Source organism: Cognatundibacterium jejuense (genome assembly GCF_014284255.1).
GTDB classification, from domain to species: domain Bacteria; phylum Pseudomonadota; class Gammaproteobacteria; order Burkholderiales; family Burkholderiaceae_D; genus Undibacterium; species Undibacterium jejuense.
This window is the reverse complement of sequence record NZ_JACOFV010000023.1, coordinates 1-19,575: the sequence shown is the minus strand read 5'-3', so window position 1 is coordinate 19,575 and position 19,575 is coordinate 1. Positions and strand designations below refer to the sequence as shown.

Genomic DNA, 19,575 nt, shown 5'->3' with positions numbered 1-19,575 from the left:
ATGAGAATTTTTATCCGGCTTCTTATTCTGTTTGCGCTCGCTGTTGGCCTGGCAATTGGTGCGCGTTTTAATCCTGGAAACGTGGTTCTGTTTTTTCCGCCTTACAGGATAGATTTATCCCTAAATCTGTTTTTGTTTTCACTGCTGGTGCTATTCGTCGTCATCTATTTCATTATGGGTGCAATCGTAACTGCCAGAAAAATGCCTAAAAAAGTGGCGGCTTATCGTCAGGGTAAGCGCGAGCGCGATGGCAATAAAGCGTTGCGTGAAGCACTCAAGACTTTGTTTGAAGGGCGTTTTGGCTATGCTGAAAAAGCGGCGATCCGTGCTTCCGAGCTGCCAGAGAACGTTGGGGTTGCTGCGTTAATTGGTGCGCGTGCGGCCCACCACATGAGTCAATTTGAACGACGTGATGCGTGGTTGTCAGGGATAGAATTTGATCAAACTTACAAAGTAGCACGTCTCGTCACATCGACGGAATTGCTGGTCGATCAGCATCAGTCCGAAAAAGCGCTGGAGGCTGTACGTGAGTTGCATTTGAACGGTAGTCGTCATATCCAGGTATTACGCTGGGCATTGAAAGCCAATCAGCAAGCACGTAAATGGCCTGAAGTATTGAAGCTGGTTCGTACTTTGGATAAGCACCACGCCTTGCATCCGACGCTTTCTACTCGCTTAAAAGAATTGGCGTACGAAGATCTGCTGAAGGATCATGGACATGATGCCGAGTCCATTCGTCGTGTTTGGTATGGCATTCCCGCTAATGACAGGATATCCGCATTTGTCGCTTATCAGGCGGCGGTTGCCTTCAATGCCCGTGGTTTGTTTGATGATGCACGTGGTATAGTTGAAAATGCCTTGGCGGAAGAGTGGGATGATCGTTTGTTGAGAGCATACCGTGATGCTGCCGCGTCGGAAGGTTCTGCGGCTTTACTTTCGCAAATTGATCATTGCGAAAAATGGACTAACGAGCATCCGACAGATCCAGAGCTTGCACTGACGCTTGGTGTTTTGTGCTTGCGTCAAAAATTATGGGGCAAGGCGCAACGTCACATGGAGCAGGCGTTATCTGATGCCGTGTCTGCCGTCACTGTGCGCGAAGCAAATCTGAAGCTGGCGCAGTTGCACGAAGCGATAGGTCAGGAAACCGAGGCGGCGTATCATTATCGTCAATGTGCAATTGCCACTACGCTATAAACCTTTTCGACAAACCGTTTTGTGTGGTTTCAGTTAGTTCTGAAACCACATCTTGCTTGTTGGAATCGTCTTTTCGGCAACATTGCCGAAGTCTTAATTCTGACCAGTTCTTGTTTTGCAATGCACAATTCTGCAAAAAAAGTCGATATAATCTCGCATAAACAAAATTGGCACTTCTTGAAATTTACTGAGAAAGAGTAACATGAGCTTGAATAAAGTTTCCGCAGGTCGCGATGTTCCTAATGATTTTAATGTCATTATTGAAATCCCAATGAATGCTGATCCGATCAAATACGAAGTTGATAAAGAATCTGGTGCGATTTTTGTTGACCGTTTTATGGGTACAGCAATGCATTACCCATGCAACTATGGTTATGTGCCTCAAACTATCGCTGGCGATGGCGATCCTGTGGACGTGTTGGTGATTACACCATTCCCATTGATTCCTGGTGTTGTTGTTCGTTGCCGTCCTATCGGCGTACTGAACATGACAGACGAAGGCGGTGAAGATGCGAAAGTATTGGCTGTTCCTGTCGATAAAATTTTGCCTATTTACACACACTGGCAAAAACCAGAAGACATGAACGAATTGCGTTTGCGTCAGATCCAGCATTTCTTTGAGCACTATAAAGATCTGGAAAAAGGCAAATGGGTTAAAGTTGAAGGCTGGGGCGGTCCAGAAGATGCGAAAAAAGAAATCCTCGCTGGTATTGAAAACTTCAAAAAACACGCAGAATAAGAATTCTGATGTGGCAGTAAAAAACGCGATCTATGGATCGCGTTTTTTTATGAATAAATCATTTCTTATTTAGTAACTGCGTACTTTGATAGCGTAATTAGCCCGCGCTCAATGAACGAATTTTGAGATTACAATCGCACCAATGGCGACGATGACCGCGGCGCCACTTAACAAAAGCAGGGAGTTAATTCCTTCTTTCTTTTTTTCATTGCGCTCTGGTGCAGCTTTTGTTCTGCCGCCTTTTTGTTTGAGTTTTCTGTCTCTTTCCAAGAAACGGTAAAGGGCTTGCGACATTTCTTCCGTACTTTGGTAGCGCAGCGTCAAATCTTTTTGCATCGCTTTTGTCACGATTTTAGATAAAGACTCAGGTATGCCAGAGTTGATCTCGCTTGGCGATTTAGGTGATTTATTGGCGATCTGATGAAGCAATTTATCTATATCATTGCTTTGGAATGGCTTTTGCCCTGTCAGCATTTCATACATCACCGCACCGAGTGAGTAGACATCGGTCAATGCAGTCACTTGTTTTCCCATCGCCTGTTCGGGTGACATGTAATTTGGCGTCCCGAGAACATTGTTGTTGAACAGGGTCACGTCTGCCGGGCGGTTTTCATCAATCAGGCGGTTTGGTGCTCGTGCGATGCCAAAATCAACCACTTTGGGGTGGTTATTCGGCAAGATAAAGATATTGCCCGGTTTGATGTCACGGTGAATGACCCCATTGGCATGTGCAACGGTCAGTGCATCGGCGATTTTCTGGATAATTATTGCTGTTTCTATAATATCAAAGCTTTTCCCTGTTGCTAGCATCTGACGCAGATCTTGGCCGGGCAAAAATTCCATGGCAATAAAGGTCGTGCCGCCTTCGCTGGAAGCATCAAAAATGGTTACGATGCTGGGGTGAGACAGTCTGCCCGCTGCACGCGCCTCATTAATGAACTGTTGTTCCCTTTGCTTTTTGTCAGCTGCATTGGGGATGGTGTTGAGGATTTTTATTGCAACGTCCCGGTCAATTACAGGATCGTGTCCACGAAATACTGTGCCATTTGAACCCACCCCTAGTTTTTCAGTCAGGTAAAAACGACCTACTCGTTTATTTAGTGGGCTAGCCGAGGGTTGGGATGCTGGATTTGTAATATTATTTTGCATCTCATCAGGATGCCTTGAACGTTGTAAAATTTCAAGTCTATGTGTCCCTTAATTCAGGATCTTTTTTATACGGTGTGTGTTGATTTAACTCGTCAATATACATTTCGACCCCGTTTGTCTCTCTTTTCAGAAATTGTGCGACAGCATCGCTGAATTCAGGACGTGTCAATAAATGTGCTGACCAGGTCTTTTCCGGTAAAAAACCACGCGCCATTTTGTGCTCCCCTTGGGCTCCACCTTCAAAAATAGCGATTTTCTGCTCAATACAGAGTTCTATGGCTTGGTAATACGCTGTCTCAAAGTGTAGGCAGGGATAAGACTCGATACAGCCCCAATAGCGACCGTAAAGTCGCTGTTGATCGTAAATGAGTAGCGAAGCGGCGATTCTGTTGCCGTCTTTGTAGGCAAAAATCAGGAAAATGTTTTCTGGCATTTCTGCGCCGATGGTTAAGAAAAAGGGCAGATTCAGATAGGGTGTGGAGTGATGGTTGCGGTAGGTCAGGTCATAGCAATGCTTGAAAAATTGCCAATCCTCAGGCGTGGCTTCAGTTCCTGGGATGTGTAAAAAAGATATGCCTTGTTCAGCAACCTTGCGTCTTTCCGCACGGATGTTTTTCCGTTTTTTTGCTTCTAAGCTGGCCAGAAAATCATCAAAGCACTGGTAGTCTTGATTTTTCCAGTGGAACTGTACCCCGGTTCTGATTAAAAAACCTGCATTTTGGTAAAATTCCAGATCAGCTTCAGGAAAGAACAGCGTGTGACAAGAAGAAAACCCACCTGATACTGTCATCTGCTTAAATACATCAATTAATAATGCTTGTATCTGAGGGCTTCTGGCAAGAGCACGACACCCGGTAACCGGCGTAAAAGGAATTGCTGATAATAATTTAGGGTAATAATCGTGCCCATAGCGATGATAGGCGTCGACCCATGCCCAATCAAAGACATATTCGCCGTAAGAGTGGCTTTTTTCATAGACGGGATACGCCCCGACTAATTCTTTGTCTTCCCAAATGGTAATGAAGCAAGTGCGCCAGCCAGTCTTTGCACTGGCAGATCCGGATTCTTCCAGCGCAGACAGAAAGGCATAAGATAAGAAGGGATTACGATGGGTTTGCACGTTGAGAAGGGTTTCCCATTGTTCGCGCCCAATCTCTGAAAGAGAAGTGGCGATGCCCATGCGATAATGCTGACTTATAGATGTTAATTCCATTTTTGATTCAATTCAGATTGCACGATTATGACCATTAAAGTTGCCATCGCCCAGATGAATAGTACGGTTGGAGACCTGACCGGAAATGCGGCCCACATATTTGAATACGTCAGTAAAGCAGCCCAACAAGGCGCAGACATTGTCGTCACGCCAGAGTTGTCATTGGTTGGCTATCCGCCTGAGGATTTATTGCTACGTCCGGCGTTTTACCGTAAGACAGAGTATGCCTTAAATCAACTCGCCATGCAGTTGGCGGTTTTTCCGGATGTTTATGTTTTAGTGGGACATCCAGCTGAGGATCAGGGACGCAGGTTTAATGCGGTGTCAGTGTTAGCCAATGGTGTAATTGTTACCAGTTACTTTAAACGTAAATTGCCTAATGACATGGTTTTTGACGAAGTGCGCTATTTTTCCGAAGGACATGAGAGCTGTGTCTTTGCAGTCAAAGGCGTCCAATTCGGTATCAATATTTGTGAAGACACCTGGGGTAAAGAGGCACCGCAGGTGGCAAAAGACGCGGGTGCGCAAGTACTGCTAGTTCCAAATGCTTCACCATTTCATATGCTCAAGCAGCATCAGCGTGTTGAAGTTATGCGTGAGAATGTCGCGCGCAGCGGTATGTCCTTGGTCTATGCCAATCTGGTTGGTGGTCAGGATGAATTGATTTTTGATGGTAATTCGTTTGTGTTGAACACTGCTGGCGAGTTGGTCGCGCAGCTTAAGCATTGCGAAACCGAGTTGCAACTCATTGAATTCAATGGTGCTGAGCCGATCGCCCAAACGCTTCCCGTCGAGGAACCTATCGAGGCACAAATATACAAGGCACTGGTTTTGGGAGTGCGAGATTACGTGACTAAAAACGGTTTTCCTGGCATTTTGCTAGGTTTGTCGGGTGGTGTTGATTCCGCTTTAACATTGGCAATTGCAGTCGATGCCTTGGGTGCGGAGAAAGTGAGGGCGGTGATGATGCCATCTCCCTACACCGCAGACATTTCTTTGCTGGATTCGCGTGACATGGTGCGGCGTATAGGCGTACGCTATGATGAATTGTCGATTGCAGCATGTTTTGAGGCATTCCGATCAACGCTCAGTTCCGAATTTGCGGGTTTGAAAGAAGATACGACGGAAGAAAATATCCAGGCGCGCATTCGTGGCACCCTGTTGATGGCGTTGTCGAATAAATACGGCTCTATTGTTCTGACGACCGGCAATAAGAGTGAAATGGCAGTTGGTTATTGCACCTTGTATGGTGATATGGCTGGTGGCTTTGCGGTGATTAAGGATATTGCAAAAACCATGGTGTATCGTTTGTGTGCTTACCGCAATAGCCTGTCGGATGTGATTCCAGAGCGTATCCTGACACGTGCACCATCGGCAGAATTGCGCCCTGATCAAACTGATCAGGATTCATTACCACCTTACGAAGTATTAGACGCAATCATGCAACTGTACATGGAAGAAAATAAGTCCCGTGCTGAAATCGTCGCCGCTGGATACTCTGAAGAAGATGTTGAAAGAATTACGCGTTTGATTAAAATTAATGAATACAAGCGACGCCAGGCACCAATAGGGATAAGGATCACGCACCGGGCGTTCGGTCGGGATTGGCGCTATCCGGTAACATCAAAATTCAGAGATTAAAAAAGTTAAAAGATTACTAAAGGGAAAAATAATGAAACAAATTACAGCAGTTATCAAGCCGTTTAAGTTGGATGAGGTTCGCGAGGCCTTGGCTGATGTCGGCGTAACGGGCTTAACTGTGACTGAGGTAAAAGGCTTTGGTCGTCAAAAAGGGCATACCGAGTTGTATCGCGGGGCGGAATACGTGGTCGATTTTTTGCCTAAGATTAAAGTTGAAGTTGTTGTTGACGATAAAATCTGTGATCACGTAGTTGACGCCATTATCAAGGCAGCGCACACTGGAAAAATTGGTGACGGTAAGATTTTTGTACAAAACGTCGAGCAAGTGATACGCATACGCACAGGTGAAACTGGGCCGGAAGCGGTGTAATCATCTTAATGAATCCTGCTTTTTAAGACTCATATGACATTGTTAAAAAAAATAATTACCATTCTTTCTACAGTTGTTGCAGTGTCGGCGTATGCCGAGACGGGCGTTTCTGAGCGTAAAATTATCATCGGACAGTCGGCGGCCTTTTCTGGTCCCGCTGCACAATTAGGGATACAACTTAACGCCGGAGCAAAAGCGTATTTTGATCACGTCAATGCCGCTGGCGGCGTGTTTGGACGCAAAATAGAAATCCTACAACGTGACGACCAATATGAAGCGGATATTGCTGCTACTAACACTAAAAACTTGATTGAAAACGATAACGTTTTTGCCTTGTTTGGTTATGTAGGTACACCTACTAGTAATGCCGCACTGCCGATTTTTACGAAAGCTAAAGTGCCATTTTTTGCACCCTTTAGTGGTGCCCAATCATTAAGAGATCCTTTTAATAAACTGATTTTCAATGTACGCGCCAGCTACAACGATGAAACCGAACATCTGGTCGATCGCCTGGTGAATACTGGTTTAAAAAATATCGCTGTGTTTTATCAGAATGATGCTTACGGTAAAGCCGGTCTTTCTGGCGTAGAGCGCGCTTTAAAGAAATTAAATTTACCGATTGTCGAAACGGCGACAGTTGAGCGGAATAGTTCGGATGTATCCAAAGCAGTAGAAAAGATGATGGCAAAACGTCCTGATGTGATCATTCAGGTCAGTGCTTATACGTCTTGTGCTGCATTCATTAAAGAAATGCATAAGCGAAACTATACTGGTCAGTTTTACAATCTCTCTTTCGTCGGTAGTCAGGCTTTATCTGACGCGCTTGCTAAAGAAGGCCCAGGTGTGGTGATTTCTCAAGTTGTGCCATTTCCATGGTCGAGTGCGAACGCGACGGTGGTGGGTGAATATACCAAGGTGATGAATAAAGCAGGTATCAAAGACCTGAATTTCTCTAGTCTTGAAGGGTTTATTGATGCGAGGATTTTTGTTGAGGGCTTGCGCCGTGCCGGGCAAGATTTAACCAGAGAAAAATTCATTGCAGCTTTAGAAACCATCAATATGAAAAGTTATGATGGTGGTGGATTTGATGTGAATTTCTCATCATCCAATCATAACGGCTCGAAGTTTGTCGATATGACCGTCATCACGAAAGACGGTAAATTCAAAGACTGACGTCGTCGATGTCAGTGTGACGCCAAAATACAAAAGAAGGGCAAAATGACGAAGTAAGTCATTTTGCCCAGCCTTTACGATTTGAGCAGCACGATTAAAGCGCCCGAGCCGCCGTCAGCCGCCGTCGCCTGACTAAACGCCAACACTTCATCTTTCTGTATCAGCCAGTTTCTGACTTTGTGCTTTAAGACGGGTTCTTTATTGATCGAACCTAAGCCTTTGCCATGAATAATTCGTACGCAACGTAAGCCATTGCGATCACACCTTCTCAAAAACTCACCTAGACTGTCCCGCGCCTGATCGCGACGCATTCCGTGCAAGTCAAGTTGCGCCTGAATCACCCAATGCCCTTTTCTGAGCTTGCGTACTACATCGGCACCTACACCGGCACGCGTGTAACTCAGATCACCGTCAGTTTCTAGCAAAGAATCAGCATCAAATTCATCTGATAGCGATTCTTGTAGCGCTGATTTTTCATCGGCGAGATGTTGAAATGGAATCGGTTCTGGACGCGCCGGAGGGGTAAGGTGCTTGCTGGCAGTTTTGATGGGCGCAACTGTACCGATGCTGGAGCGGAAAATATTGGCTTCTGCTGCCGCTTTTTTCTCGCGCTCCAAGCGTTCCGCTTCAGCCTTCTGCTGGGTTTCTTGTTGCTGCTTTAATTGCTGACCCAAAGATTTCAGGTCAGCAAAATTTTTCAAGGAAGACATTGCCTGAGCCTGAATTACTCTTCAAGGAAGCGCTGCGCATCCAATGCTGCCATGCAGCCTGTACCTGCGCTGGTGATGGCTTGGCGATAGACGTGATCTTGCACGTCGCCAGCAGCGAACACGCCAGGGATATTGGTCGCTGTGGACATGCCTTCTGTACCGGTGCGTGTTTTGATGTAGCCGTTTTGCATGGTCAGTTGACCTTCAAATATGCTGGTGTTTGGCTTATGGCCGATGGCGATAAACACGCCATGCAAAGGAATCGCAGTCACAACACCGTCCGCCGATTTGACATTGATACCGGTCACGCCAGAGTCATCACCAGTCACTTCATCGAGCGTATGGTTCCATTTGACTTCGATTTTACCTTCAGCAACTTTTGCCATTAAGCGATCAATCAAAATCGCTTCAGCGCGGAATTTGTCGCGGCGATGGATCACAGTCACTTTGCTAGCGATATTCGATAAGTACAAAGCTTCTTCAACAGCAGTATTGCCACCACCAACAACGGCGACTTCTTTGCCGCGATAGAAAAAACCGTCGCAGGTTGCGCAAGCGGAAACGCCTTTGCCCATAAACGCCTGTTCGGAAGGCAGGCCGAGGTATTGCGCGGAAGCGCCCGTTGCAATAATCAACGAGTCGCAAGTGTATTCGCCCTGATCACCAATCAGGCGGATTGGTTTTTCAGTCAACTTTGTGGTGTGGATATAATCGAAAATAATTTCAGTGTTAAAGCGTTCTGCATGTTGCAGGAAGCGCTGCATCAATTCTGGACCCTGAACACCCAGTGGGTCAGCTGGCCAGTTTTCTACATCAGTTGTGGTCATCAATTGACCACCTTGCTCAACGCCGGTAATCAGCACAGGATTAAGATTGGCGCGGGCAGCATAGATCGCGGCTGAATAGCCTGCGGGGCCAGAACCAAGAATGAGTACGCGAGCATGTTTGGATGTAGACATAGGTTGACCTGCTTAAAAAGTTGAACGATACGCATACCGACATAAAAAATATCAATGTGCGCTGAGGAATGAGTTGCAGATGGAGTCGCAGTATCGAAAAACAAGCATCAACAAATAAATTAGCTAAAATGCATGTTATTTTATACTTTTTGACCATCTTTTTACGTATTTTGTACGTAATTTGTTCCGAATGTCGAACATAAGCATAAATTATAGTCTATCCCCAAAAGCTTGGCTGGCCGGGTGGCGTTTGGTCGAAGTCTTGCTGAATTATTGCTGAATAATTGCTGAAATACCGCTGAAGTTTGGCTGAAGTTTGGTTACTGTGGCCTAACATGCTATCTTGTCAGACTTTGGTTGTCTGGGTACCTATTTTCCTGATTTATGACTACAAGTAACGAAGCCTATACACGTACGAATAAAGCGCCACCGCCACCGCCATTGCCCAACAAAATGGTCGTGTTGCTCATGGAGGCGCGCTGGATATTATTCGCTGCCTTAAGTATTTGTCTGATTTTGATCCTCGTGACCTATTCAAAAGCGGATCCGGGTTGGTCGCAATCCAGCGTAGTGCCCAAAATTCATAATGTTGGCGGCAAATTTGGTGCCTGGCTGGCTGACGTCTTACTTTATGTGTTTGGCTTGTCAACCTGGTGGTGGTGCGTTGCTGGGCTGCGACAGGTCTGGAAAGCGTATCGCAAGTTGGCGAACCGTTTCAGGGTAACGCCAGAACCTGAGCCAGATATTTCCCAGCCTGAAATTTTGATACAAAAACTGGGTTTTGCGATGCTGCTGACCGGTAGTATGGGCATTGAATATCTGCGTATGTATTCCATGCGTGTCCCTTTGCCTTTGGCACCGGGCGGTGTGTTAGGCGATCTGATTGGGCGTGCCGCTTTTAATGCTTTGGGATTTACTGGTGCTACACTCGCGTTATTATTGCTGATGGCGTTGGGCGTCAGCCTGTATTTTCAAATGTCGTGGCTCACTATTGCTGAAAAAATTGGCGCAGCCATTGAGGGTGTGTTTGTCTTTATCAATAATAAGTATGCTGCCGCGGAAGATCGTCGCTTAGGCCAAACCGCTGCTGTTAAGCGCGAAGAAGTTGTGGTGCAGGAGCGTGCCAAAATCGTTGAAGCGCCACCTATCCGCATCGAGCCTCAGGTGGTCGCTGTTCAGCGTTCTGAGCGGGTTGAAAAAGAGAAGCAAGTTTCTTTGTTTAATGAGTTGCCTGACACCAATTTGCCGCCATTAAATCTGCTCGATGACGCGCCGCCAGTGCAAGAAACCGTCAGCGTCCAGACGCTGGAATTTACCAGCCGTCTGATCGAGAAAAAACTCTCGGACTTTGGTGTTGATGCCAAAGTTGTGGCAGCTTATCCGGGCCCGGTCGTTACCCGTTATGAGATTGAACCCGCCACAGGCGTCAAAGGCAGTCAGATCGTCAATTTGGCGAGAGATCTGGCGCGTTCTTTGTCACTCACCTCCATTCGTGTAGTTGAAACCATACCCGGTAAAAATTACATGGGTCTGGAATTACCGAATCCTAAGCGACAAATCGTCCGTCTGACTGAAATTCTTGGCTCCAAACTATATAACGACGGCATTTCCAGCCTGACCATCGCTTTGGGTAAAGACATTGCAGGTAATCCTGTCACTGCTGATCTTGCCAAAATGCCGCATTTGTTAGTGGCGGGTACGACGGGTTCTGGTAAGTCGGTGGGTATTAATGCAACGATTTTGTCGCTGTTGTACAAGTCCGATCCGAATGACGTACGGATGATCCTGATCGATCCTAAAATGTTGGAGATGTCAGTCTATGAAGGCATTCCTCATTTGTTGGCGCCGGTCGTCACCGATATGCGTCAGGCTGGCCATGCCCTGAATTGGGCGGTGTCTGAGATGGAACGTCGTTATAAATTGATGTCCAAACTTGGCGTGCGTAATCTGGCAGGCTACAACGTCAAAATTGCTGAAGCAGTCAAAAAAGAACAATTGATCCCCAATCCATTTAGCTTGACTCCGGATGCACCTGAACCTCTGGATAAGTTGCCGACTATTGTGATCATCATCGATGAATTGGCTGATCTGATGATGGTCGTTGGTAAAAAAGTCGAAGAATTGATTGCCCGTATCGCGCAAAAAGCCCGTGCTGCGGGTATTCACTTGATTTTGGCTACGCAACGCCCGTCGGTTGACGTAATTACTGGTTTGATTAAAGCCAATATTCCAACCCGTATTGCGTTTCAGGTCAGCAGTAAAATCGATTCGCGTACGATTCTCGATCAAATGGGTGCCGAAGCCTTGCTAGGTATGGGGGACATGCTTTACATGCCACCAGGTACAGGCTTGCCGATTCGTGTGCATGGCGCGTTTGTTTCAGATGATGAAGTGCATAGGGTTGTTGAGTACCTGAAAGCGCAGGGGGAGCCAAATTATATCGAAGGCATACTCGAAGGCGGTACGCTGGAAGAGGGTGGTGAAGCGGGTGCCGCGACTGAGGGCGCCGGTGGTGGCGAGGCTGATGCCTTGTACGATCAGGCGGTAGCGATTGTATTAAAAAATCGTCGTGCCTCGATTTCTTTGGTGCAGCGTCATTTACGCATCGGATACAACCGCGCTGCACGTTTGTTGGAACAAATGGAGCAAAGCGGGGTCGTATCTACCATGCAGTCGAATGGTAACCGTGAAATTCTGGTGCCAGTTGGTAATGCGGAATAAGCCGCAAAATCCAACGAAAATCTACACAAATCCTCAGACAAAGCGTCTGAATGATAGGAAATACAGTGAATAAGCAAATTCATCAAAATCAGCAAAATCAACAAAGCCAGCAAAATAAAACATGGCATCGTTTAGTAACGAGTGTCGTGGTCGCAAGTAGTTTAATCATCGGCTCAGGTAGTGCTTATGCCTCAGCGGTAGAGCAATTTAAGTCTTTCGTCAGTAACTCAAAGAGTGCCAAAGGCGATTTTATTCAACAGCAAGTCAAGGTAGTGGATGGCAAGCCTAAGGTAATCAAAACCTCGAACGGCACATTCGTATTTGCCCGTCCTGGTAAATTCATCTGGACTTACCAAAAACCTTATGAACAGGTGCTGCAAGCTGATGGTGACAAGCTTTTCATCTACGACAAAGACTTAAATCAAGTCACAGTCAAAGAGTTGGGTAATGCGCTGGGTTCTAGCCCGGCCGCGATCTTGTTTGCCGGTGCGGGTACTGCCGATCTTGAAAAGAACTTCATCCTTAAAGATGTCGCTGACAAGCAAGGTCTTGAATGGTTGGAAGCCACACCAAAGACAAAAGATAGCCAGTTTGAGCATATTGGTATAGGTATGAAAGACGGTGTTCCCTATGCGCTGGAATTGCGTGACAGCTTTGGTCAGGCGTCCTTGATTACCCTCAAAAATCTAGAAAAAAATCCAGCCTTGAAAGCTGATCAGTTTAAATTCGTCGTCCCTGCCGGGGCTGACGTGTTCCGTCAATAAATGAATACCACAAGTCGTTCACTTACACCTCTTGCAGAGCGCATGCGCCCTGCAAGCTTACAAGAAGTCATAGGCCAACAACATTTGCTGAGTGAAGGCAAGCCTTTGCGGCTGGCCTTTGCTTCGGGTGAGCCGCACTCCATGATTTTGTGGGGACCACCAGGCGTTGGCAAAACGACGCTGGCACGCTTGATGGCAGATGCTTTTCATTGCGAATTTATAGCGTTATCTGCGGTGCTGTCTGGCATCAAAGATATCCGCGAAGCAGTAGAGCGCGCACAGATTGTCCAAGCCAATTCGCGTCGCCGCACAATCCTGTTTGTCGATGAAGTGCATCGTTTTAATAAAAGTCAGCAAGATGCATTTTTACCGCATGTAGAAAGCGGCTTGTTCACGTTTATCGGCGCGACTACAGAAAATCCATCGTTTGAAGTCAATAGCGCTTTGTTGTCACGTGCTGCCGTGTATGTGTTGAAATCGCTGACCGATGACGATCTGGCGGCGATGGTTGACAGGGCTTGCGAGCGAGAATTAGGTGGTTTGCAAATAACCCCCGACGCTAAAGCTAGTCTTGTATCGAGTGCCGATGGAGATGGTCGCAAACTGCTCAATAATCTTGATATCGTGGCGCACGCTGCAAACGCCAAACAAGTTGGCTTAATTGACGCGGTATTGCTGAGTGAATGCCTGGGCGATGCCTTGCGCCGCTTTGATAAAGGTGGTGACGCGTTTTACGATCAGATTTCAGCTTTGCATAAATCGGTACGCGGTTCCAGCCCTGATGGTGCTTTGTACTGGTTGGTCAGAATGCTTGATGGTGGTGCTGATCCACGTTATCTGGCACGCCGCATCATTCGTATGGCTGCTGAAGATATCGGCCTGGCTGACCCACGCGCACTGCGCATTACGCTGGATGCGGCAGAAACTTATGAGCGTTTAGGTTCTCCCGAAGGAGAACTGGCGCTGGCTGAGGCCGTGGTGTATCTGGCTTGTGCCGCCAAGTCGAACGCGGTTTATAAAGCCTATAACGAAGTGAAGGCATTGATTGCCAAAGACAAGTCCCGTGTTGTCCCTGAGCATTTGCGCAATGCACCAACCAAATTGATGAAAGAATTGGGTTACGGCAAGCTATACCGTTACGCCCATGATGAACCAGATGCCTATGCCGCAGGTGAAACCTATTTGCCAGAAGGCTTGGAGGGGCGATCCTGGTATAAGCCGGCACCGCGAGGAATGGAAATCAAAATTGGTGAAAAACTCGCCTACCTGCGCCGTTTGGATGAAGATGCATCAAAATCCTGAAGGCTTGTAAAAAACAAAATACTCAACAATAAAATTCGTCTATAAATTTAGGGGAAATCCGTCGGGCTTGCTACAATAGACGGTTAATAGGCGATTCGCTCCATTTCAAAAACTTGGCATTAAATTACTATGATAGACATTCAACTCCTACGCAAAGACATTGATAGCGTTGCCGCCCGTCTGGCGACACGCAAATTTCAATTGGATGTGGCAACCTTTAACACGCTTGAAGGTGAGCGCAAGCAAATACAGTCACGCACTGAAGAATTGCAAGGCAAGCGTAATACCTTGTCCAAGCAAATCGGTATGCTCAAAGGCAAAGGTGAAGATGCGTCAGCAGTCATGGCTGAAGTGGGCGGCATTGGTGATGAACTAAAAGCTTCCGAAGTACGTTTGGCAGAAGTACAGCACAATATGACCGCGTTCTTGCAAGCGATCCCTAACTTACCGCATGAATCCGTGGTCGTTGGTAACGATGAGTCAGGCAACGTAGAAGTGCGCAAAGTTGGCACACCACGCACTTTTGATTTTGAAGTTAAAGATCACGTGGATATCGGTTCTGCATTGGGTCTGGATTTTGATACTGCGGTGAAGCTGACTGGCTCGCGTTTTTCTGTCATGAAAGGCGGCATGGCACGTCTGCATCGCGCCTTAGCGCAATTCATGCTCGATACCCAGACTTTAGAAAACGGCTACACCGAAGTCTATACACCGTACATGGTCAATGCTGACTCTATGCGTGGTACAGGCCAATTGCCAAAGTTTGAAGAAGACTTATTTGCGGTCAAAAAAGGCGGACAGGAAGGCGACGGAGAGACTCTGTACCTGATCCCCACTTCCGAAGTGACCTTGACCAATACCGTGCGTGACGAAATCGTCGCCGCCGATGCGTTACCAATCAAAATGACAGCGCATACACCATGCTTCCGTTCTGAAGCAGGTAGCTATGGCCGTGATACGCGCGGCATGATCCGCCAACACCAATTCGATAAAGTAGAAATGGTACAGATCGTGCACCCAGATCATTCCATGGCAGCTTTGGATGAAATGGTCGGCCACGCCGAATCCGTGTTGAAAAAACTCGAACTACCATACCGTGTCGTTAGCTTGTGTACCGGTGACATGGGCTTTGGCGCAGCAAAAACCTTCGATCTGGAAGTCTGGCTGCCAGCGCAAAATACCTATCGCGAAATTTCATCCGTCTCGAACATGGAAGCCTTCCAGGCACGCCGCATGCAAGCGCGTTTCCGTAACGCCCAAGGCAAACCAGAAATGGTCCACACCTTGAACGGTTCTGGCCTGGCTGTTGGTCGCACACTGGTTGCTGTATTAGAAAACTACCAGCAAGCTGATGGTTCTGTGATCATTCCAGAAGCGCTGCGCCCATATATGGGTGGCATTGAGAAATTGCAGCCAGCTGCTTAATTCGGATATGTCGGCAATACGTGATAGGGCTTTGTAGAAGTCCTATCAAATCTCAGTAAGCAATTTATGTAAAAAAATCCCGCATCATTCATTTGATGCGGGATTTTTATTTTTGAATTTTATCGGTGAATTTTATCGGTGAATTTTATCGGTGAATATTATTAGAGATTCTTTATTTGATCTTGGATGAATCGCTCTCCGAACGGCGATCGATAAATAAACTATTGCCAGGGATTTTTTTTGCTTGTTTCTTTGCATCCGATGCAGCTATCGAAATCTGATGGTGCGAATAAAACTTATTTAAACTCGATTTCACCACCCCCAAAGACAAACAGACCAAAGGATAAAATACTTTTTGACCTTGACGATCTTCACTCAAATAGCCACCGCGTTCGCGATCTTCGTTGCTGTAAAAGTGTTGAATCTCTTCAGAAAAACTTTGCAAAATCGCTTTGCAACGGTTTTCCCAGTCTTCACTGCGGAACAAAATAATAAAATCATCGCCACCTATGTGCCCGATAAAGTCCGTTTGCGGATCGCAGTGTGATTTTAAAATTTCACTGGTCAGTTGAATAATATCGTCACCGCGACGGTAACCATACACATCATTAAATGGTTTGAAATGATCGAGGTCACAGTAGCATGCTGTAAAGGCCTGCTTCTTTTCCAGCAGCTTATCGATGTGCTCATTGATGGGAACATTGCCTGGCAACTGCGTCAGTGGATTGGCATAACGCGCCGCCGTGATTTGCATCTGTGTAATTTCGCGCATCAAATCGGGGCCGGTGCAAATACCCACGTACTGTCCTTGATCGGTAATGATAATCCCGTTAATCAGATGATCGGGATTGGTCTCGACGATGATGTGGCTGACGTCTTGCATACTAGTATTTTTATCGACCACTACCGCATTGGCATCTATAAATTCTTTGCAAGATTTTTTGCCATACAGTTCACGTTGATAAGGCCGTGCAAAGCGCTCAATCATGTGATATCGATTAATGATGCCGATAGGGATGCCCTGATCAACGACGGGGATAAATTGTAGTTTAGGATTCTGCAAAAAAATCTCATCCACCTGATTATTCGACATCTTAGATGGAATCGTCGGCGAGGTTTTCAGTATCTTCTCTATCGCAATCGTTTGCTCAAATGCAGCCGAATTCCTGCGCGGGCTCGGTGGGCTATTCGCTGTCAAAACCTTCGCAACTTCAGCTGAAATCGCACGGGTTGGCGTTGGGTGAGGGCGTGCAATGTGATAACCCTGTCCACAAGCAACACCCATTTCACGTATGGTCAATAGCTCAGATTGCGTTTCTATGCCCTCGGCAATCACGCGAGTACCAGATTTTTCTGCAATCGACTGAATCGAGCGCACAAATTGCGCTTTGACAGGATCATGATCGATACCCTGAATAAAGTGCATATCAATCTTGACGTAATCAGGTTTTAATTCAGACCACAAACGCAGACTGGAAAAACCTTCACCCAAATCGTCAATGGCAATCTCAAACCCCATCTCACGATAATGAAAAACCGCTTCGCACAAAAGCCCATAATCGTGGGTTGGTTGATATTCAGTCAGTTCGATGATCACACGTTCAGGATTGATGCCCAGATCACGAATATAGTCCAGCGTCTCGCCATTTCTGGTATCGCGTTGCAGCAAACATTCAGGGCTGACATTCAGAAAAAGCTTACCAGGCAACTTTTGCGCGGCAAATTGTTCCAGAATCACGTGCCGGCAAAGATGCTCTAACGTGACCGTCAGATTGTTTTCTGATGCGGTTTTAAATAAGTTCAGTGGCGAGTGCAGGGGGCTGTCAGAAGGGCCGCGTATCAAACCTTCATAACCCAAAATGTCACCATTGTGCATTTCGATAATCGGCTGAAAGCGTGCAGTCAGCGAGCGCTGCTCGATGATGCGTTGAAGCTGTGCCGATAAGCTATTGTCTTCCGTATTGGCGGCTGCAGAGTATGCTTCGCACGCGGTGGCCATGTTGTGCTGAGAAAGATCTGCCATGTAATCTTCTGCCAATACACTATCCATTGAAACTACTTCCTAAAATACAAAGAGCCGCCCTTCACTCGTGATAAAGGGCGGTGTTAACTGATAAATTGTGACTATAGGTAAAATATGTTACAACTTGATGTCAATGTTGGTGTGCGGCAATTGCGGAACGTGCAAATTGATCCTGCTGGAATCTGTGTAGACGGGCAGTTTTTTAAATGCAGCCTGATCTGATTGGTCATTTGTTAGCCATTGCGCAATTCGATTGCTAACGAAGCTAGGAAACCCAAAGTTTCTTTGCTATAATCGAAGGCTTCGTTTTTAACGAACAACCAAAGCCGGAGAGGTGGCAGAGTGGTTGAATGTACCTGACTCGAAATCAGGCGTACTGTAACAGGTATCGGGGGTTCGAATCCCCCCCTCTCCGCCAGAATTAAGTTTCAAGCAGTACCAAGAAACACCAAAAACCCGCATGTCTCCTAGTGAGTATGCGGGTTTTTCGTTTCAGGACGTGCCAGAACATTCATTGACAGCCCAAGTTTTTGGCGGTATTTTTGACGGTATACCTAGATACCGTTAAAACGTATACCGTCAAAATGCCTAAACTCGTTACACCACTCACTGACATTCAGGTCAGAAACGCCAAACCCAAAGACAAGGCTTACAAGCTAGCTGATGGCGCAGGTATGTATTTACTTGTTAATCCTGATGCTACTAAGTACTGGCGCTTTGATTACCGGCTCAATGACAAGCGCAATACGTTAGCCTTTGGCAAATACCCAGAAGTCTCTCTCACGCAAGCACGAGACCAGCGCAAAGCAGCCCGTGAGCTTCTGGCATCAGGCACTAATCCAGCCGCTACACGCGACCAAAAGAAACAACTAGCCAACGATGTGGCCGCTAATACTTTTGAAAAAATCGCCCGTGAATGGCACGCAAACCGCCTAAGTGCATGGAGCACGGCCACAGCCAAAGACACAATCAGCAGGCTCGAAAAGGACATCTTTCCCGAAATTGGCAAGATGCCGATAGCTGATATAACCCACATGCAAATGATTGCGGCCTTGCGTAAGGTTGAAGATCGAGGCGCTGGTGAAGTTGCGCACCGGTTAAAGTCCACCTGTGCGCGGGTATTCAGCTACGCCAACCAACACGGTATCGAGAATAGAAACCCCGCCGCCGATCTTAAGGACGTGCTTAAACCAGTGAAGGCCAGCCACTTTGCAGCTATTTCCGCAGATGAATTGCCAGCCTTTCTGGAATCAATCAATAAAAACGATACCAGACTGTATGCCCCTACCCGCATAGCATTGCGTTTGATGCTGTTGATCTTTGTTCGCAGCAGTGAGCTACGCACTACACCATGGAGCGAAATTAACTTAGAGACCGGTGAATGGGTAATACCGTGGCAGCGCATGAAACGAGGCAAGCTGACAATTAACCCAGACCAGACAGATCATCACGTTTGTCTGTCACGCCAAGGGCTTGAGTTACTGCGAGAGCTACACCACTATACCGGTGGCAGCACTTACCTATTCCCGAATCAACGCGACCACGGCAAACCCATGTCGGGCGATGCTATACGCATGGCCTTAAACCGCATGGGCTATGAAGGTAAGATGACTACTCACGGCTTCCGCGCCTTAGCTATGACCACACTAAAGGAGAAGCTAGGATACCGCCATGAGACCGTAGATAGGCAGCTTGCCCATGCCCAGAAAGACAAGATAGCGAGCGCCTATGATCGAGCGCAATTCTTAGAGGAACGTAAAAAGATGATGCAGCATTGGGCGGACTACCTAGACGGTATAAAAAATTCCAGCAATGTACTCCACGCAAAATTCAAACAGGCTTAAGTCTGTACTGAGTTACAAAATCGCACTTCATGCAAATAATAAAAAAGACCCTCTTATATAAGCTAAAACATGTGTACCGGTGTACCAAACATCGGAAACCCGCACCAGTATTAGCTTTTCATGGGACACAATATATATAAATAGGTGTACCAAAGGTGTACCAAATGTGTACCAGCTAAAAATCGGCCTCCGTTTCATGAGGGGTTGCAAGGCAAAAACGGCTGCAAGCTGCACCGGCTCTAGGTTTTGTACTCGTTGGCACGTCTAAAAACTCAGCGCAAGGCGGTTTTCTGGCGTACACCCCAACCGGCGGCGCGACTAACTGTGTTTGCTTGACGTAATATC

At 46.7% G+C, this 19,575-nt stretch carries 15 protein-coding genes and 1 tRNA gene; 11 read left to right on the top strand and 5 right to left on the bottom strand.

The genetic code is table 11. The features are described 5' to 3' along the window. Nucleotides 1-1,197 (top strand): heme biosynthesis protein HemY, encoded by a 1,197-nt coding sequence (locus tag H8K32_RS18730; RefSeq protein WP_186914084.1) that lies wholly within the window; start codon nucleotides 1-3, stop codon nucleotides 1,195-1,197. Between the two features lie 202 nt (nucleotides 1,198-1,399). Continuing rightward, nucleotides 1,400-1,936 (top strand): inorganic diphosphatase, encoded by a 537-nt coding sequence (ppa, locus tag H8K32_RS18725; protein ID WP_186914083.1) that lies wholly within the window; start codon nucleotides 1,400-1,402, stop codon nucleotides 1,934-1,936. Nucleotides 1,937-2,044: 108 nt separating this feature from the next. Here the strand turns inward: ppa and H8K32_RS18720 are convergent, their stop codons facing one another. Both H8K32_RS18720 and H8K32_RS18715 read right to left on the bottom strand, forming a co-directional pair. Beyond that, nucleotides 2,045-3,085 (bottom strand): serine/threonine protein kinase, encoded by a 1,041-nt coding sequence (locus H8K32_RS18720; protein ID WP_222613195.1) that lies wholly within the window; start codon nucleotides 3,083-3,085, stop codon nucleotides 2,045-2,047. 37 nt (nucleotides 3,086-3,122) lie between these two features. Then, nucleotides 3,123-4,298, bottom strand: a complete 1,176-nt coding sequence (locus tag H8K32_RS18715; RefSeq protein WP_186914082.1) for a GNAT family N-acetyltransferase — start codon at nucleotides 4,296-4,298, stop codon at nucleotides 3,123-3,125. A gap of 27 nt (nucleotides 4,299-4,325) precedes the next feature. Here H8K32_RS18715 and H8K32_RS18710 point away from each other — a divergent pair, with 27 nt between their 5' ends. From H8K32_RS18710 to H8K32_RS18700, 3 genes are read left to right on the top strand one after another with little or no spacing between them, the layout of a single operon-like run. Next, nucleotides 4,326-5,939, top strand: a complete 1,614-nt coding sequence (locus tag H8K32_RS18710; RefSeq protein WP_186914081.1) for an NAD+ synthase — start codon at nucleotides 4,326-4,328, stop codon at nucleotides 5,937-5,939. Nucleotides 5,940-5,970: 31 nt separating this feature from the next. Beyond that, the gene (locus H8K32_RS18705) at nucleotides 5,971-6,309 is read left to right on the top strand and encodes a P-II family nitrogen regulator (RefSeq protein ID WP_186914080.1); all 339 of its coding nucleotides are present in this window, start codon (nucleotides 5,971-5,973) and stop codon (nucleotides 6,307-6,309) included. Between the two features lie 33 nt (nucleotides 6,310-6,342). Then, complete coding sequence (locus tag H8K32_RS18700; RefSeq protein WP_186914079.1) at nucleotides 6,343-7,482, top strand: ABC transporter substrate-binding protein; 1,140 nt, start codon at nucleotides 6,343-6,345, stop codon at nucleotides 7,480-7,482. 74 nt (nucleotides 7,483-7,556) lie between these two features. Here the strand turns inward: H8K32_RS18700 and H8K32_RS18695 are convergent, their stop codons facing one another. Both H8K32_RS18695 and trxB read right to left on the bottom strand, forming a co-directional pair. Continuing rightward, nucleotides 7,557-8,192 (bottom strand): Smr/MutS family protein, encoded by a 636-nt coding sequence (locus H8K32_RS18695; RefSeq protein WP_186914078.1) that lies wholly within the window; start codon nucleotides 8,190-8,192, stop codon nucleotides 7,557-7,559. Between the two features lie 14 nt (nucleotides 8,193-8,206). Next, a complete protein-coding gene (trxB, locus tag H8K32_RS18690) occupies nucleotides 8,207-9,151 on the bottom strand; it encodes a thioredoxin-disulfide reductase (protein WP_186914077.1) in 945 nt (314 codons plus the stop codon). A gap of 384 nt (nucleotides 9,152-9,535) precedes the next feature. Here trxB and H8K32_RS18685 point away from each other — a divergent pair, with 384 nt between their 5' ends. The 4 genes from H8K32_RS18685 (at nucleotide 9,536) to serS (ending at nucleotide 15,363) form a co-directional block, all read left to right on the top strand. Next, nucleotides 9,536-11,872 (top strand): DNA translocase FtsK, encoded by a 2,337-nt coding sequence (locus H8K32_RS18685; protein WP_186914076.1) that lies wholly within the window; start codon nucleotides 9,536-9,538, stop codon nucleotides 11,870-11,872. Nucleotides 11,873-11,937: 65 nt separating this feature from the next. Then, entirely contained in the window at nucleotides 11,938-12,636 is a 699-nt protein-coding gene (gene lolA, locus H8K32_RS18680; RefSeq protein ID WP_390311798.1) for an outer membrane lipoprotein chaperone LolA, read from the top strand. A gap of 42 nt (nucleotides 12,637-12,678) precedes the next feature. Next, the gene (locus tag H8K32_RS18675; protein WP_390311800.1) at nucleotides 12,679-13,938 is read left to right on the top strand and encodes a replication-associated recombination protein A; all 1,260 of its coding nucleotides are present in this window, start codon (nucleotides 12,679-12,681) and stop codon (nucleotides 13,936-13,938) included. A gap of 129 nt (nucleotides 13,939-14,067) precedes the next feature. Further along, entirely contained in the window at nucleotides 14,068-15,363 is a 1,296-nt protein-coding gene (gene serS / locus H8K32_RS18670; RefSeq protein ID WP_186914073.1) for a serine--tRNA ligase, read from the top strand. A gap of 172 nt (nucleotides 15,364-15,535) precedes the next feature. On the opposite strand, the gene H8K32_RS18665 is transcribed toward serS, so the two are convergent. After that, nucleotides 15,536-17,362, bottom strand: coding sequence for a GGDEF domain-containing protein (locus H8K32_RS18665; RefSeq protein WP_186914105.1), 1,827 nt, complete (start codon nucleotides 17,360-17,362; stop codon nucleotides 15,536-15,538). 352 nt (nucleotides 17,363-17,714) lie between these two features. Between H8K32_RS18665 and H8K32_RS18660 the strand changes: the two genes are divergently transcribed. Continuing rightward, nucleotides 17,715-17,804 (top strand) — tRNA-Ser (locus H8K32_RS18660). Between the two features lie 166 nt (nucleotides 17,805-17,970). Beyond that, complete coding sequence (locus tag H8K32_RS18655) at nucleotides 17,971-19,230, top strand: phage integrase central domain-containing protein (protein ID WP_186914072.1); 1,260 nt, start codon at nucleotides 17,971-17,973, stop codon at nucleotides 19,228-19,230. The last annotated feature ends 345 nt before the right edge of the window (nucleotides 19,231-19,575 follow it).